We start from the raw sequence: 15,195 nt of genomic DNA, 5'->3' as shown, positions 1-15,195 counted from the left end.
GCCAATCTGAATATCGGTTAATTAATTACTTTTATTTATTATTAAGGATAGTATATGAAACTCACTGAACACGATGTTACTCCTGAACATATTTTTAAAAAACGTCGCCAACTAATTGCTTTATTAGGGGGAGCAAGTATTACGCCATTACTGCCTAAACTAAGTTATGCAGAAGATAAAATCGATCGCCGTATCGCATTAGATTTTTCTACCCAAGCAGAAAATACATTGCCATTAACGCCTGAAGAAAAAGTGATTGGTTATAATAATTTTTATGAATTTGGTGTTGAAAAAGGATCGCCCGCACACTACGCAAAAGATTTCAAAACGGATCCTTGGCAATTAGAAATTGGTGGTGAAGTTGAGAAACCACTTATCTTAGATCACCAAGATCTCCTCACTAAATTTCCATTAGAAGAGCGAATCTACCGTTTCCGTTGTGTCGAGGCTTGGTCAATGGTTATTCCTTGGATTGGTTTCCCACTCTCCTCTTTATTAAAAGCTGTTGCTCCTACTAGTAAAGCAAAATATGTTGTCTTCGAAACGCTGTATGATCCAGAGCAGATGCCAGGGCAAAAAAATCCTTTCTTCGGTGGTAATATTGATTACCCTTATATCGAGGGATTGACGATTGAAGAAGCAATGAATCCACTAACGCTGATGTCTGTCGGGCTATATGGTAAAACCTTAGCACCACAAAGTGGCGCGCCGATTCGCTTAGTTGTACCTTGGAAATACGGGTTTAAGAGTATTAAATCCATTGTCAAAATTACCTTAAGTGAAACTCGCCCATTAACCACTTGGGTAAAACTCGCTCCACATGAATATGGTTTTTATGCCAATGTCAATCCAAAAGTAGATCATCCTCGTTGGTCACAAGCCTCCGAACGCGTAATTGGGTCTGGTGGATTATTTGATATTAAAAGACAGCCAACATTAATGTTTAATGGTTATGAAGAACAAGTTGCTCACTTATATTCTCACCTGGATTTAAGCAAGAATTACTAAGATGTTATTTAAAATTTTGCGTTATTGTATTCATTTGGGAGGAGTTATCCCTCTCCTTTGGCTTATCTATGAGATCAATTTTAATTTGGTAAGTAGCTTTGGTACTGATCCAATTAAAGAGATTATTCATTTTCTAGGCTATACCGCCTTATTATTTTTATTAATCTTATTTAGTTTTAGGATTATTACGCAGTGCTTACGGCAACCAATATTACTCCCACTACACCGCAGTTTGGGGCTATGGGGATTATTTTGGTTATCGTTGCACATTGTTGGTTATCTTGCGTTAGAACTAGGCTTTGATTTCCAACTTTTTATTAGCGAAATCGTGAGTAGAACCTATCTACAAATTGGCTTTATTGCAATGATTCTGTTGGTTTTGATTGCCTTATCTTCAATTCCTTATATCAAAAGAAGATTAGGTAAGCGTTGGTTTTCGCTACACCAATTATCCTTATTGGTCGTTGTTTTAGCAGCAATTCATTATTACCTATCACTAAAAGCCTATAACATTGATTCGTTACTGTTTTTAGCGCTTTGTGGAGTATTTGTGTTATGGAAAACCTTTGCAAGGCGGGTTTTGGCTTGGTGTTACCGTTAATATTAAGTGAGCCTAATTTTAGATTTTGTTAGCGTATTTTTCTGTTAACAGTTATTTAGGCTTCACGCCCCTCGCACACTTGCTAATCCTCATTCTAATAAGATTTTTTACAAGTGTGAGAGGGAATAGATTAAGCATTTATTAAATTTGTGACCAAATTGAGACCAATCTGCAATCTTGCCTTGATGCCCAATTCCTAATTCTCAATTAAAACAACTCTGGAAATAACATCTTAATCACATTTTTTGTGACGCGTCTTGAAGTCCCTTGATAGGGGAAAATGTGCATCATCATCATTGGGTTAAAATTGGCTTCAATCACGCCCCAAGAACTTAATTTAGGCTCTGCCGGTTTAGTGTAATCAGGCACAATCAAATCCACGCCGCAAACCGCTGCGCCCATTGCTTTGGTAATGCCTACCGCCAACGCTTTATAACTTGGATGCATTAAGTCGGTCATATCGATTGAGTCACCGCCGGTGCTGATATTGGAGTTCGCCCGTAATTGCACTTTTCTTCCCTTTTCCGGTACTGAATCAACCGTTAATCCCTGCTCTTTTAACTGTAATTTTTCAATATCGCCTAATGCAATCTTCTTCAATGGCGTACGGCTGCCGTCACCGCGCAATGGGTGTTCATTTTTTGCTGCAACCAATTCAGCAACGGTATGTTGTCCATCACCAAGCACATTTGCCGGTTCACGCAACAATACCGCTAAAGTTTCATCGCCTAATACAAAGAAACGATATTCGGTACCGACTAAATAATCTTCAATCATAACCTCTTTATCTTCTCGGAAAGCGATTTCTACCGCTTGGCGGAAATCTTCCCGATTTTCTACGCCTTGTTTAAAAATGGTAATTCCCAAACCGAAATTGGTTGATTTTGGTTTAATCACCACCGCACGATGTTCAAATAACGGATAGGCACGCACCGCATCTTCAACATTTCTAAACTCAAGGCTTTGTGGCACATTAAAACCGGCTTTCGCCAACACCTTTTTCGTCACCACTTTATTTTCCATAATTAATGGTGAAATATAGCTATCTTTTGAGGTCATATTGCCGTTTTTCACATATTCAATATGATCACCGACTTGTAAACAGAGGAACTGATCATTTTCATCTAAGATCTCAGTTTTAATACCCTGTTGGATTAGGTCAAATATCAGTGCTTGCGTTGAAAGTTCCATATTGTCAAAAGCAGTTAATGCATAATAACGTGCTGTCGCTGCTGCCTTATTCTGTTTTGCTAATGCCAATCCTAACTGATGATAGTCTGTCGGTTTTTGCATATTTTGCACTAGGCGTCCACAAAGTGTCATTTCTGGCGATAATAATTGCTGCTGTTTTTGTTTTAAAGTTTGTTTCACCGATTCAGGTGCGTTTAACTGTGCTAACATCTGCTCAAATTGATCAAGTAAAGCCAATCCTTCTTGTTGATAAGCTGTAATTGATAGAGGATGTTCCAATGCCACTTCCGCTAGCATTTCCCGTCCTTTTTCAACATCACGTTGATCTGCTGTATTTTCCAGCCATAACATTAATAATATAAAATAGTGAATAAATTCCGCGTCTTCCAATTCAATGCCATATTGAGCAAAAGGATTAAGATCAAATAAACGGAATTCTAGGTAACGAATACCTTTTTCCAATAATTCTCTCACCTGTTTTTTTGCACCACGGAAACGGATATTGGAATAGAACTCTTTTTCTGCAATCAACTTTCCACTACGCACCCAATGTTCCAATGTTTCTACATATTGCTGCAAATTTTCATAAGAAACTTTTATTTCTGCGTGATTAACATAACCATAATGGCTGGAACGTAAGCTGCGTACAAACTGTTGTGGAATTTGCTGCCCTTTTCTGAAAAACGCATTCTCGACACTTGGTGAGGCAGCAAATAAATAGAGCAACAGCCATTGATAACGTAAGAAGTTTCTGCCCAATTTCAAATAGAGATCGTTACGAAATGCGATTGGATCCTGATATGTTTTTTGTAATTGGAACAATTTTTCGATCAGATCATCCGCCAGTTGGAAATTGTAGTGAATACCGCTGATCATCTGTTTATATTTACCGTAACTCTCGACCAAATGCTCACGATAAGCGACATCTTCTACATTATCCAGCTGTGCCACTTTAATTTCACTTTCCGGCGGTAATGCCAACGGCATACTGAACGGTGAAAGATATTCATTTTCCGGCAAAGATCGCAACACCACTTCGTGAATCGCAGACAACCAACGATAAGCATCTTTAACACTCTGCTGTGGCGGAGTAATTAACTCCAGCTGGCTTTCTGCAAAATCGGTCTGAATATAAGGGTGATAAGAACGGTTTCCAAAAACTTTCGGATGCGGTGTAGTAACAATTTTTCCTTTTTCATCAATACGTTGACTCTCTTTCTCAATGCCAAACGTACCCTGTTGGAATAACAGTTCAAGGTGGTTTTGTGTAATCAGTTGCTGAATATTCATATTTATTAGCCTTTCTCGAGTTCTAAATTAACCGAGCATTAATATGAAATTTCATCAAGAAATGCAAATAACTTTTAACTATATGTTATATAGATTCAGTATTTGAAAGTTATCTTTTGTTATGAAAAACAGGCAACAAAAAGACCCTTCTACTTGGTGAAAGGGTCTATTCAAATTTTTATACTAAAATCAATTAATTTTTTGCTTTTGCCGCTGCTTTAACAATAGTAGCAAATGCAGGCGCTTTTAATGATGCACCACCGACCAATGCACCATCAATATCAGGCATTGCAAATAATTCTGCCGCATTGCTATCATTAACAGAACCGCCGTATTGTAGAATCACTTGTTCTGCAACTTTTGCGTCTTTTTTCGCAATATGGCTACGAATAAATGCGTGTACTGCTTGAGCCTGTGCCGGAGTGGCAGATTTTCCTGTACCAATCGCCCAAATTGGCTCATATGCAATTACAGCATCTAAAAATGCTTGCGCACCTAGTGTATTTAACACTGCATCGATTTGTCTTGCACAAACTTCTTCTGTTTTACCTGCTTCATTCTCAGCTTCGCTTTCACCAATACAAAGTACAGGCACCAACCCTTGCTCTTTTAATACTGCAAATTTTTGAGCAATAAATTCATCGCTCTCGTGGTGATAAGCACGACGTTCGGAGTGACCGATAATGATATATTTTGCACCAAAATCTTTTAACATTGTTGCTGAAATATCACCAGTAAACGCACCAGACTGTTTAAGGTCAACATTTTGTGAACCTAGTGCAATTTTACTACCAGCTAATGCAGCCTCCGCTTCTGCTAAATACATTACTGGTGGGGCAATTGCTACATCACAACCTTCAACGCCAGCTAATTCAGCTTTCAAACCATTGATCAATTCTTTGGTAAATGCCTTACTACCATTTAACTTCCAATTGCCCATAACTAAAGGACGACGAGCCATAATTTTCTCCTTGATTATATTCAAAAAAATAACGGCGCTTACTATAGCAAAAATCACTAAAAATCATTAGAGATATATCAAAAAAAGCGATAATTTTTTACAATAACCGCTAATTTAATGATTAACCCGATTTTTAATAACAACAAATCAAAACAGATTATGAGAATACCACGCATCTATCATCCGACATTCTTAGCTCATCTCTCTCAATGCCAATTAACTGAAGAGGCGATGCACCACGTAGGGCGCGTTTTAAGAATGAAAGTGGGTGAAGCCCTTGAATTATTTGATGGCAGTAATCATATTTACCCTGCCATAATTATGGAAATTAACAAAAAACAGATTACGGTTGCACTACAAAATGCAATCTTTGATGATCGCGAATCACCATTAAATATTCATCTCGGGCAAGTTATCTCACGTGGCGAACGGATGGAATTTACCATTCAAAAATCAGTAGAACTGGGCGTAAAAACAATTACACCATTATGGTCTGAACGCTGCTGTGTAAAATTAGATGCAGAGAGAATGGAGAAAAAAATACAACAGTGGAGAAAAATTGCCATTGCTGCGTGTGAACAGTGCGGACGTAATATCATTCCGGAAATTCGCCCATTGATGAAATTGCAAGATTGGTGCGCAGAAAATGATGGAATGTTGAAATTAAATCTCCATCCGCGTGCCTCACAATCAATTAAGCAACTGCTTCCACCACCTGCAGCTGGTGTGCGTTTATTAATCGGCTCAGAGGGTGGCTTATCTGAACAGGAGATTGAACAAACTGTTCAACAAGGTTTCACCGAAGTGTTACTCGGCAAACGTGTTTTGCGTACCGAAACTGCTTCGCTCGTTGCAATCAGTGCATTACAGATCTGTTTTGGTGATTTGTAGTTTAGTTTTAAGGAACAGTATGACATTACAAAATCAATTTCTTGTAGCAATGCCCGATTTAGACGATCCTTTTTTCCAACGCTCTGTGGTTTATATCTGTGAAGATAACGAGCAGGGTTCAATGGGATTAGTGATTAATCAGCCGACCGATTTAAGTCTGGCGGAAATGATGGCAAAAATGAATCATCTAATGCCAACCGAGCCTCAATATCCGGAAAAGATAATCTTCGCCGGCGGTCCAGTCAATATTGAACAAGGGTTTGTACTACATACCATCACTAATAAAAACTATCGCTACTCGTTTGCCATCAATGATGATTTAATGTTGACAACATCGTCCGATATTTTATTGTCATTAAACAGTGAAGACGCACCGAAAAATTATTTTATTGCTCTTGGTTGTGCTTTATGGCAACCGGAACAACTTGCTGATGAAATCAAGAATAACGACTGGTTAACCGTACCGGCAGATTACAATATTTTGTTTAAGCTCCCTTTTGATCAACGTTGGCAAGCTGCAAATAAACTTTTAGGTATTAATCAAAGCTATGAATTAAGCCACGAAATGGGGAGAGCATAATGCAAAATTTAACCATTATTGCTTTTGATTTCGGTACACAAAGTATTGGTTGTGCCGTAGGACAAAGCATTACACAAACTGCTCAAGCTTTGCCCGCTTTCAAAGCACAAGACGGCATTCCTAATTGGAATGCTATCAAAAAATGCCTTGATGAATGGAAACCTAATTTGGTAGTTGTTGGCTTACCACTGAATATGGATGGGACGGAACAAGAAATAACACAAAGAGCAAGAAAATTTGCTAATCGTTTAAATGGTCGTTTCGGTGTTAAAATCGCTTTACAAGATGAACGATTAACCACCACTGAAGCGCGTGCCGAAATTTTTTCTCGTGGCGGTTACCGAGCCTTAAACAAAGGAAAAATAGATTCTATTTCAGCTTGTCTTATTCTAGAAAGCTGGTTTGAAAATCAACTTTTCAAACACAATGATAGACAATAAAAAACTTGGGTATAGCCCAAGTTTTTTATCACGCTTTCTACAAACATTCTATTTCGCTACTTCTAAGCGCTCAAAAACCAACACTCGTTTTTCTAGCTTACGCAAGAAATAGGTGGCAACACCGGTAATCACTAAATATATCACACCTGCCAAACCATAAATTAACAGTGCATTATATTCTGTACCGTATAGCTGACGAGCATATCCCATAATATCCATAATGGTAATAGTGGATGCCAACGAAGTACCTTTGAAAACTAAAATAATTTCATTAGTATAAGATGGCAATGCACGTTTAAGGGCATATGGAATCAAGATCTTCAACGTTTGCGCGCGCGATAACCCCAAGGCGGCACAACTTTCCCACTGCCCTTTGGAAATCGCTTTAACTGCCCCATAAAAAAGCTGTGTCGAATAGGCTGCACTATTTAATGCCAGTGCTAACATTGCACAGAACCAAGCATTTGATAACAGCGACCATAATGGGCTATTCACAACCCATTGAAATTGCCCTGGGCCACTATAAATTAAGAAAATTTGTACTAATAACGGCGTACCGGTAAATAAAGTGAGATAAATACCGACAAGTTTTTTAATAATTGGATTTCCCAATGCCAATAGGAAAGTAAATAAAATTGCTAAAAAGAAAGCTATAACCAGTGCAACTACGGTTAGCAATAAACTGGTAGGAATCCCTTGAGCAATAGTTACAAAATACTCTTGAACCATTAGCTTTTCTCCCGTTCAAAACGCGTAAAATAGAGATCCAATTTTCTTATACCCGCTTGGCTGATTAATGTGATCACCAAATAAAGCAATGCCGCAATACCGTACCAAGTAAAAGGTTGATGTGTACTGGCGTTAACCAATTCCGCCTGACGCATTAAATCATCGACACCGATTAATGAAACCAGCGCCGTATCTTTCAATAAAACCAGCCACTGATTACTCAATCCCGGTAATGCGTGTCTCCACACTTGAGGCATAATAATGCGGATAAAAGTTTGAGGACGACTTAATCCCAATGCTACACTGGATTCCCATTGTCCCAATGGGATAGCCTGAATAGCACCTCGCAATGACTGAGAAGCATATGCTGCAAAAATAATCGCTAACGCTACTGCACCACACCAAAATGCACTGAATTCAATGTACTCTTCTGTTAATAAAAACAACACTTGCGTTGAACCAAAGAAAATCAACAATACAACCAGTATTTCAGGTAATCCACGCAATAATGTTACGATTATTGAGGTAGGTCGACTGATACAGCGGACTTTACTAGTTTCCAATACCACAAAAATGATGGCTAAAATCAATCCAAGTATCAAAGAACAAACCGCTAACCCCAGTGTAACTAAGGTAGCGGAAAACATTAAATTGATAAAATCTGAAAACATATTAATTATTTACCAGACATCCATTTGTCATAAATTTTTTGGTATTCGCCATTTGCTTTAATCTCTTTCAAGCCTTGATTAAGTTGACCCAATAGTTCGGTATTTTTCTTATTAACGGCGATTCCTAAGCCTGTACCGAAATATTCCGGATCAGTCACTTTATCACCTACAAAATGCACCGCTTTATCACTTTTAATCCATTCAGCCAATACTGCAGTATCACCGAAGATAATATCAATACGGCCATTTTTTAAATCAAGAATCGCATTTTGCAAGGTGGAATACGGTTTACTATCGTACTGTTTTGCTTTTGCAGCAATATATTGTTGGAATGTTGTTCCATTCTGTACACCTACGTTTTTCGCATTTTCTAAAGTAATGCCCTCTTTTGCTGCCACAAAGCTAGCAGAACTATCATAGTACGGTTCAGAAAAACTCACCTGTTTTGCACGTTCTGGTGTAATGTCTATTGCCGAAATAGCAGCATCAAAACGTTTAAATTTTAGACCTGCAATTAAACTATCAAAAGATTGGCTGCTGAATTTGCAATCCGCCTTGATCTCTTTACAAATCGCATTGGCAACATCAACATCAAAACCAACAATCTCACCTTTTTCATTGGTATTTTCAAACGGTGGATAAGTCGGTTCCATCGCAAAAGTAATGGTTTGTGCATTTGCTGCTACTGCTGTACCAAATAATAAACTGGCTAATAAAACTTTTTTCATTCTGTTTCTCCTGTATGGGATTTAGTGTGATAAATATTGTTTAAATTGTTGTGTTTTCGGATTTTCAAAACAAGAGGCATCACCAACTTCAATAATGTGTCCTTGCTCCATATACACGACTTTAGTCGCGGTTTTACGCGCCACATTTACTTCATGAGTCACAATAAACTGGGTAATGCCAGTTTGTTGCAATTCTTGAATAATTGAAACTACTTGAGCGGTAATTTCCGGATCCAATGCTGCTGTTGGTTCATCAAATAATAAAACCTGTGGCTTCATCATTAACGCTCTGGCAATAGCAACACGTTGTTGCTGTCCACCAGACAAATGAAGTGGAAAGCGATCTGCTTGAGCCTCTAAACGTAAACGCTTTAACAACCCAAATGCTTGCTCTTTTGCCTCTGCTTCATTCAGATTAAGCACTTTCATCGGGGCTTCAATTAGATTCTGCATTACTGTCATATGTGGCCACAAATTGTATTGTTGAAATACCATTCCAACATCCTGCCGTAACTGACGAATCTGTTTAGGATCATTGTTAGTGGAAAGATCAAATCGATTATTGGCAATCACCAACTCACCGCTTTTAGGAACTTCCAATAAATTTAATGTACGAATAAAAGTACTTTTTCCTGCGCCACTAGGACCTAACAATACCACAATGTCGCCCTGTTCTGCGGTTAAATTGATATCGAATAATGCTTGGGTGGAACCATAAAAAAAGTTTACATTTTTAATGCTGATGGTCATTGAGCTAAACTCTACTTGATACGCTAAAAATGCAAATATATTAATATTTTCTGCATATTTATGCAATAAAGTTTTACTCTATATATAATAACTCATTGAATAACTGACGAATTAAATGCTCGTCTCGTTCGATTTGTAATAAATTATCCGAAACCAAACTGATATAGCCGACACAACTTAATAGATCAACGGTTAATGGTAATGGTGAAGCTGATTTGTATGGAAATATGGCATCAACAAAGGAGGGACATAACGAAATTTTTTGCAAAAACTTTTCATTATCTAACCTATAATTTATTTTTTCATTAATCAAAAAAACGATTCTTGCCTGTTTTATTAAATGACCATCTTCCAATATTGGATGATTTAAATAAGCTGAAACAGCACTTTCCAACAAATGTGGTTGATAACAACGAGAAAAAATTTGTGGGGCCATTCCTCCGTGTAACCTTGCCCCTACTTCAATCATAACAGGACCTCGTGCTGTCAACATAATTTCCATATGAATAGGTCCAAATTTAAAATCTAATGCCTCAGCGGCAGCTTTAGCATATTGAATAATATTTTGATATACCCCTTCTTGCGAATCTAACATTGTCATATTTTCATATACAAAACGACTACCATTGTGTATTCCCTTTTTATATCTACATAATGAAAGAACAAAGTAACTGCCTTGATATGCAACCATATCCACCACAAATTCAATACCTTCCAAATATTCTTGAATTAAATAGTGACTATTCACTTCACCAGTAATATTTCTTTTATGCCAATTCAAAGTCGTGATTTCAGATAAAACCTTATTTTTATTGACTAAATATACGACATCTTCAGAGCCAGCCGAATTTAAAGGTTTAACAATATATCCTTTTTCACTGTCAAATAATGATACATTTTTATTATTTTCGGTTATTTTTATTGTTTTTATTGCATTTAAATTTGCTTGAGATAACGCCTGTTGCATTTTAAATTTATTTCTTCTCAGCTCTGAACTGGATATATCATTGCTATTCACACCAAAATAGTCTGCCAACGCTTCGCCGACAATTACACCACTTTCAGATCCAATCACCACTGCTCGAATTTGCGATGGAGAAAACTGCTGTTTTGCCTGTTGTGGTGTAAGTGGCTGTTGATTACTAAAATCTCTCATATTGAAAGAGGATAAATAAAATGAAGCAATATTTTCACCGGAAAAGACCGCATAACAGTCAAATCCTTTCTGCTTAAAAATAGGGGCGTATAATTTCCCAGTAGAAAATGGATCAACAATTAAAATGACATTATTCATCATAAGCTCCCATTATTAAAAAAGAAATTAACAGTAATACCGCTACAAACGGTAACCCCCATTGTGCCAAGCTCACCAAACCAAATTGTTTACTGATGACAATACCGATAATTAAACTACCAATTGATTGAAATAAAGTATAATAAGACGCACTTAATCCACCTAAATAAGATGCTTGCTGATCATTCTCTGCTAAAAGAATTAATTTCTCACGCAGAAAAATACGTAAACTATTAATATGAAATCCTAGCAAAAAACAGAAAATCGGCATTAAATAAAGTGTCGTATTCATTACGAACAAAAGGTCAAAAAAGATTAATCCAATAGGCAAAATCCATCTTTGTCTTATGGTAGGAACAAAAACTGCCAGAAAAGCCCCTATACCGGCAAAACCGCTTGCTCTACCGAAATCGCCTGCCAGCCAATGATGAACTTCCTGAAAAAATATCGGCGTAGTAAGATTAAACGTTGAAATATGTAAACCGATAAACCCCAAAGTAATACAAATCAAAACAATTTGTTTAGCAGTTATTTTTTCACTATGTATCAGTAAGTTTTTTTCTATATTTCCGTTAGTAGGTTTTACTAAAAAATAATAAATGGAACATATTGAAATATCCAGAATGGCAATTAATAACATCGTTGACACAAAAGAAAATTTATCTAATAAAACTGTGCCTATCATTGCTCCGGCAAATGCCCCGACCTGAATAACAGTCTGCATTAATCTGGCTGCTAAAGCCGCACTCAACGTTCCCCGTAAAACCAATTTTGTATTTTCACTCTCATAAGTACTTAATAACGTCAAGCTAAGCAGCCCAAAACATAAAGAAATAAGAAGAAAAGTAAAAATATGTTGACTAAAAAATGGTACAATAAGTGCAATCGCAAAATAAACCAGAATACGAAGTTTAAGTAATGATCTCAATGAAAGATGCAATAAATCCCATTTTTTAATGAACTTTCTAATGATCAATGGGAAAATTGCACTGATCGCTAAAATAACTGCCAATAATAAAGAAGATTGCGTTACTTGATAAGAAAACCACAAAATAATCATAAGCAACGCCATATCACTGAAATAGAAAAAAATAAGGTTGCTATAAAATAATAATAAAGTTTTATTTATCATTTTTGAACCTCAAGGTACATTGCAACGAAATACAAAGAAAAGCGGACTTTATATTAGGAGAAAATCTTAAAAAATTAACATAAACTCTCCTATTAACTATTGTTCACCTATAAAATATCAAAAATTAAACAAAAATAAAACAAAACGTTAATAAAAAATCCTTTTTCATAAAGAAAAAGGATTTTTTAATACTAGATTTTCTAAGACTTATGCATAAACCGGTAAACGTTTACAGATTTCCAGCACTTTTTCTTTTGTTGCAGCAATAACTTCTTCTTCGTTTTCTTTGCCTACGGCATCAAGTACATCACACATCCAACCCGCCAGTTCTTTCACTTCCTCTTCTTTGAAACCACGACGAGTTACTGATGGCGTACCAACGCGAATACCAGAGGTCACAAATGGACTCTTAGGATCATTTGGCACTGCATTTTTATTAACAGTAATATTGGCTTTGCCTAATGCAGCATCGGCAGCCTTACCGGTTAAACCTTTATTGACTAAATCAACAAGGAAAAGGTGATTTTGTGTGCCGTTGGAAACAATGTTGTAGCCACGTTGTTTAAACACTTCCACCATTGCTTGCGCATTTTTCACCACTTGTTGTTGATAAGCTTTAAATTCGGGTTCCATTGCCTCTTTAAAACAAACAGCTTTCGCTGCAATTACGTGCATTAATGGACCACCTTGCCCTGCTGGAAATACAGCACTGTTTAATTTTTTATATAACTCTTCGTTACCGCCTTTAGCTAAAATCAAACCTCCACGTGGACCTGCCAATGTTTTATGAGTAGTAGTAGTAACAACGTGTGCATATTCCAATGGATTTGGATAGACACCAGCAGCAATTAATCCGGCAACGTGTGCCATATCAACAAAAAGATAAGCACCGACTTCATCGGCGATTTCACGCATTTTTTTCCAATCAACAACTTGAGAATAGGCTGAAAAACCGCCAACAATCACTTTCGGTTTAACGCGCAATGCTTGTTCACGTAATGCGTCATAATCAATTACACCGTCATCGGTAATACCGTATTGTTCTGCGTGATAAATCTTACCTGAAAAGCTCACCGCCGCACCGTGAGTTAAGTGACCACCATGAGCCAAGCTCATTCCTAAAATAGTATCACCCGGTTCAGCCAATGCCATATAAACCGCAGCATTTGCCTGTGAACCTGAGTGTGGCTGCACGTTGGCATAATCCGCACCAAATAATGCTTTAGCACGATCAATTGCTAATTGTTCAACAATATCAACATACTCACAACCACCATAATAACGTTTACCCGGATAACCTTCTGCATATTTGTTAGTAAGTTGCGAACCTTGCGCTTGCATCACACGTGGACTCGCATAGTTTTCGGAAGCAATTAATTCAATATGTTCTTCCTGACGACGATCTTCGTTACAAATAGCGTCCCATAACTCTTTATCATAATCTGCGATGTTCATACTTCTTTTAAGCATTTAAATTTCCTCTTAAATTAAATGGTGGTCTAATCCCGTTTAGTTTAGCTTTTTATCCATACTATTGTCATAAAAATCTAAAATTAATTTTTTCATTTCTTTGATGAATTTTATTCATATTGACAAGCGAAAAATAAAATATGGTTAAATTTGATCATTTAACCAATACATTAGACCTGTTCTCGTTTAATAGCACGCCAACCAATATCATGGCGATAAAAACGCCCACTCCAATGAATAGATTCCGCTAAACATACTGCTTTTTGCTGTGATTCAAGCACTGTATCACCCAATGCAGTCACACATAAAACACGGCCTCCATTAGTAACAATTTCATTCTCCTGTTTAGCAACGCCAGCATAGAAAACTTTTTTGTCCGATTCTGTTGGCACATCCAAACCACGAATCACATCTCCTTTTCTTGGTGTACTAGGATAGCCCTCCGCTGCCAGCACAATACCTAGCGCCACTTGTTCACACCATTGTGATTTCACTTGATCTAATTTTCCATCACACGCTGCCAAACATAGTTCTACTAGATCTGATTGCAAACGCATCATAATCGGTTGCGTTTCCGGATCACCAAAACGGCAATTAAACTCGATCACTTTAGGTTGACCATTAGGCATAATCATCAAACCGGCATAAAGAAAACCGGTGTAGACATTATTTTCAGATGCCATTCCATTTACCGTAGGATAGATCACTTCCTGCATAATGCGTTGATGTATTTCTGGCGTTACCACTGGTGCTGGAGAATATGCCCCCATACCGCCAGTATTCAAACCGGTATCACCTTCACCGACCCGTTTGTGATCCTGACTAGTTGCCATTGGTTCAACATTTTTACCGTCTACCATAACGATAAAACTCGCCTCTTCACCATCCAAAAATTCCTCGATGACGACCCGATGTCCGGCTTCACCGAAAGCATTGCCTGCCAACATATCTTTCACCGCATTTTCCGCTTCGGCAAGCGTCATTGCGACAATCACCCCTTTACCGGCAGCCAAGCCGTCCGCTTTAATCACTATCGGTGCACCTTTTTCACGCACATATGCCAATGCCGGTTCAATTTCAGTAAAGTTGCGATATTCCGCTGTCGGAATGTGGTGTCTGGCTAAAAAGTCTTTGGTAAATGCTTTTGAGCCTTCCAACTGTGCTGCTGCTTTAGTTGGCCCAAAAATTTTCAACCCTTCGGCACGGAACGCATCAACCACGCCCAAAACCAATGGTGCTTCAGGTCCAACAATGGTTAAATCCACTGCATTTTCTTTAGCAAAATTGACTAATGCCGGAATATCCGTTGCAGAAATATTCACATTTTCCGCTTTAGCTTCTTGCGCCGTACCGGCATTGCCGGGAGCAACATAGACCTTATCCGCTAATGGTGATTGTGCCACTTTCCACGTTAATGCGTGTTCGCGACCGCCATTACCAATAATTAAAACTTTCATTT

At 37.7% G+C, this 15,195-nt stretch carries 15 protein-coding genes; 5 read left to right on the top strand and 10 right to left on the bottom strand.

Annotated features, from left to right (window positions below; genetic code table 11):
• Positions 1 to 54 precede the first annotated feature (54 nt).
• Both msrP and ACXPAV_RS00755 read left to right on the top strand, forming a co-directional pair.
• Positions 55 to 1,008, top strand: coding sequence for a protein-methionine-sulfoxide reductase catalytic subunit MsrP (gene msrP, locus ACXPAV_RS00760; protein ID WP_039083184.1), 954 nt, complete (start codon positions 55 to 57; stop codon positions 1,006 to 1,008).
• Position 1,009: 1 nt separating this feature from the next.
• Positions 1,010 to 1,609: a protein-methionine-sulfoxide reductase heme-binding subunit MsrQ gene (locus ACXPAV_RS00755; protein WP_458003716.1), complete on the top strand. Its 600-nt coding sequence runs from the start codon at positions 1,010 to 1,012 to the stop codon at positions 1,607 to 1,609.
• Positions 1,610 to 1,816: 207 nt separating this feature from the next.
• Here ACXPAV_RS00755 and gshAB read toward each other — a convergent pair whose 3' ends face one another.
• Positions 1,817 to 4,090 carry a bifunctional glutamate--cysteine ligase GshA/glutathione synthetase GshB gene (gene gshAB, locus ACXPAV_RS00750; RefSeq protein ID WP_458003715.1) on the bottom strand — a complete coding sequence of 758 codons (2,274 nt, stop codon included), beginning with the start codon at positions 4,088 to 4,090 and terminating at the stop codon, positions 1,817 to 1,819.
• A 193-nt stretch (positions 4,091 to 4,283) separates the two neighbouring features.
• The gene (tpiA, locus tag ACXPAV_RS00745; protein WP_458003714.1) at positions 4,284 to 5,051 is read right to left on the bottom strand and encodes a triose-phosphate isomerase; all 768 of its coding nucleotides are present in this window, start codon (positions 5,049 to 5,051) and stop codon (positions 4,284 to 4,286) included.
• 159 nt (positions 5,052 to 5,210) lie between these two features.
• On the opposite strand from tpiA, the gene rsmE reads away from it, so the two are divergent.
• Genes rsmE through ruvX form a run of 3 tightly spaced genes read left to right on the top strand, consistent with a single transcriptional unit; the run spans position 5,211 to position 6,962 of the window.
• A complete protein-coding gene (gene rsmE, locus ACXPAV_RS00740; protein ID WP_458003713.1) occupies positions 5,211 to 5,942 on the top strand; it encodes a 16S rRNA (uracil(1498)-N(3))-methyltransferase in 732 nt (243 codons plus the stop codon).
• Positions 5,943 to 5,961: 19 nt separating this feature from the next.
• Positions 5,962 to 6,522, top strand: a complete 561-nt coding sequence (locus ACXPAV_RS00735; RefSeq protein WP_458003712.1) for a YqgE/AlgH family protein — start codon at positions 5,962 to 5,964, stop codon at positions 6,520 to 6,522.
• Positions 6,522 to 6,962 carry a Holliday junction resolvase RuvX gene (ruvX, locus tag ACXPAV_RS00730; RefSeq protein WP_458003711.1) on the top strand — a complete coding sequence of 147 codons (441 nt, stop codon included), beginning with the start codon at positions 6,522 to 6,524 and terminating at the stop codon, positions 6,960 to 6,962. The genes ACXPAV_RS00735 and ruvX overlap by 1 nt, the downstream gene beginning before the upstream one ends.
• Positions 6,963 to 7,010: 48 nt before the next feature.
• Here the strand turns inward: ruvX and artM are convergent, their stop codons facing one another.
• The 8 genes from artM to purD form a co-directional block, all read right to left on the bottom strand.
• Positions 7,011 to 7,691 carry an arginine ABC transporter permease ArtM gene (artM, locus tag ACXPAV_RS00725; RefSeq protein ID WP_039171828.1) on the bottom strand — a complete coding sequence of 227 codons (681 nt, stop codon included), beginning with the start codon at positions 7,689 to 7,691 and terminating at the stop codon, positions 7,011 to 7,013.
• Entirely contained in the window at positions 7,691 to 8,362 is a 672-nt protein-coding gene (artQ, locus tag ACXPAV_RS00720) for an arginine ABC transporter permease ArtQ (protein ID WP_039171825.1), read from the bottom strand. The genes artM and artQ overlap by 1 nt, the downstream gene beginning before the upstream one ends.
• A gap of 5 nt (positions 8,363 to 8,367) precedes the next feature.
• Complete coding sequence (locus ACXPAV_RS00715) at positions 8,368 to 9,090, bottom strand: arginine ABC transporter substrate-binding protein (RefSeq protein ID WP_458003710.1); 723 nt, start codon at positions 9,088 to 9,090, stop codon at positions 8,368 to 8,370.
• A 21-nt stretch (positions 9,091 to 9,111) separates the two neighbouring features.
• Positions 9,112 to 9,840 carry an arginine ABC transporter ATP-binding protein ArtP gene (gene artP, locus ACXPAV_RS00710; RefSeq protein WP_039134742.1) on the bottom strand — a complete coding sequence of 243 codons (729 nt, stop codon included), beginning with the start codon at positions 9,838 to 9,840 and terminating at the stop codon, positions 9,112 to 9,114.
• 73 nt (positions 9,841 to 9,913) lie between these two features.
• A complete protein-coding gene (locus tag ACXPAV_RS00705; protein WP_458003709.1) occupies positions 9,914 to 11,137 on the bottom strand; it encodes an ATP-grasp domain-containing protein in 1,224 nt (407 codons plus the stop codon).
• Complete coding sequence (locus tag ACXPAV_RS00700) at positions 11,127 to 12,266, bottom strand: hypothetical protein (protein ID WP_458003708.1); 1,140 nt, start codon at positions 12,264 to 12,266, stop codon at positions 11,127 to 11,129. Before ACXPAV_RS00700 ends, ACXPAV_RS00705 begins: the two co-directional genes overlap by 11 nt.
• A 207-nt stretch (positions 12,267 to 12,473) precedes the next feature.
• Entirely contained in the window at positions 12,474 to 13,736 is a 1,263-nt protein-coding gene (gene glyA, locus ACXPAV_RS00695; protein WP_458003707.1) for a serine hydroxymethyltransferase, read from the bottom strand.
• Positions 13,737 to 13,906: 170 nt separating this feature from the next.
• On the bottom strand, positions 13,907 to 15,193 hold the full coding sequence (gene purD / locus ACXPAV_RS00690; protein WP_458003706.1) for a phosphoribosylamine--glycine ligase: 1,287 nt from the start codon (positions 15,191 to 15,193) through the stop codon (positions 13,907 to 13,909).
• Positions 15,194 to 15,195: the final 2 nt, after the last annotated feature.

This window comes from Gallibacterium sp. ZY190522 (genome assembly GCF_054166015.1).
Note: the sequence above shows the minus strand (reverse complement) of the source record. Positions and strands in the feature narration are given on the sequence as shown.

Bases quoted from the DNA above. Each gene is read 5' to 3' on its own strand.
- msrP (WP_039083184.1), top strand. From the start codon at position 55: ATGAAACTCACTGAACACGATGTTACTCCTGAACATATTTTTAAAAAA.
- artQ (WP_039171825.1), bottom strand. From the start codon at position 8,362: ATGTTTTCAGATTTTATCAATTTAATGTTTTCCGCTACCTTAGTTACA.
- ACXPAV_RS00700 (WP_458003708.1), bottom strand. From the start codon at position 12,266: ATGATAAATAAAACTTTATTATTATTTTATAGCAACCTTATTTTTTTC.
- ACXPAV_RS00715 (WP_458003710.1), bottom strand. From the start codon at position 9,090: ATGAAAAAAGTTTTATTAGCCAGTTTATTATTTGGTACAGCAGTAGCA.
- ACXPAV_RS00705 (WP_458003709.1), bottom strand. From the start codon at position 11,137: ATGATGAATAATGTCATTTTAATTGTTGATCCATTTTCTACTGGGAAA.
- ACXPAV_RS00735 (WP_458003712.1), top strand. From the start codon at position 5,962: ATGACATTACAAAATCAATTTCTTGTAGCAATGCCCGATTTAGACGAT.
- ruvX (WP_458003711.1), top strand. From the start codon at position 6,522: ATGCAAAATTTAACCATTATTGCTTTTGATTTCGGTACACAAAGTATT.
- rsmE (WP_458003713.1), top strand. From the start codon at position 5,211: ATGAGAATACCACGCATCTATCATCCGACATTCTTAGCTCATCTCTCT.
- tpiA (WP_458003714.1), bottom strand. From the start codon at position 5,051: ATGGCTCGTCGTCCTTTAGTTATGGGCAATTGGAAGTTAAATGGTAGT.
- artP (WP_039134742.1), bottom strand. From the start codon at position 9,840: ATGACCATCAGCATTAAAAATGTAAACTTTTTTTATGGTTCCACCCAA.
- artM (WP_039171828.1), bottom strand. From the start codon at position 7,691: ATGGTTCAAGAGTATTTTGTAACTATTGCTCAAGGGATTCCTACCAGT.
- gshAB (WP_458003715.1), bottom strand. From the start codon at position 4,090: ATGAATATTCAGCAACTGATTACACAAAACCACCTTGAACTGTTATTC.
- purD (WP_458003706.1), bottom strand. From the start codon at position 15,193: ATGAAAGTTTTAATTATTGGTAATGGCGGTCGCGAACACGCATTAACG.
- glyA (WP_458003707.1), bottom strand. From the start codon at position 13,736: ATGCTTAAAAGAAGTATGAACATCGCAGATTATGATAAAGAGTTATGG.
- ACXPAV_RS00755 (WP_458003716.1), top strand. From the start codon at position 1,010: ATGTTATTTAAAATTTTGCGTTATTGTATTCATTTGGGAGGAGTTATC.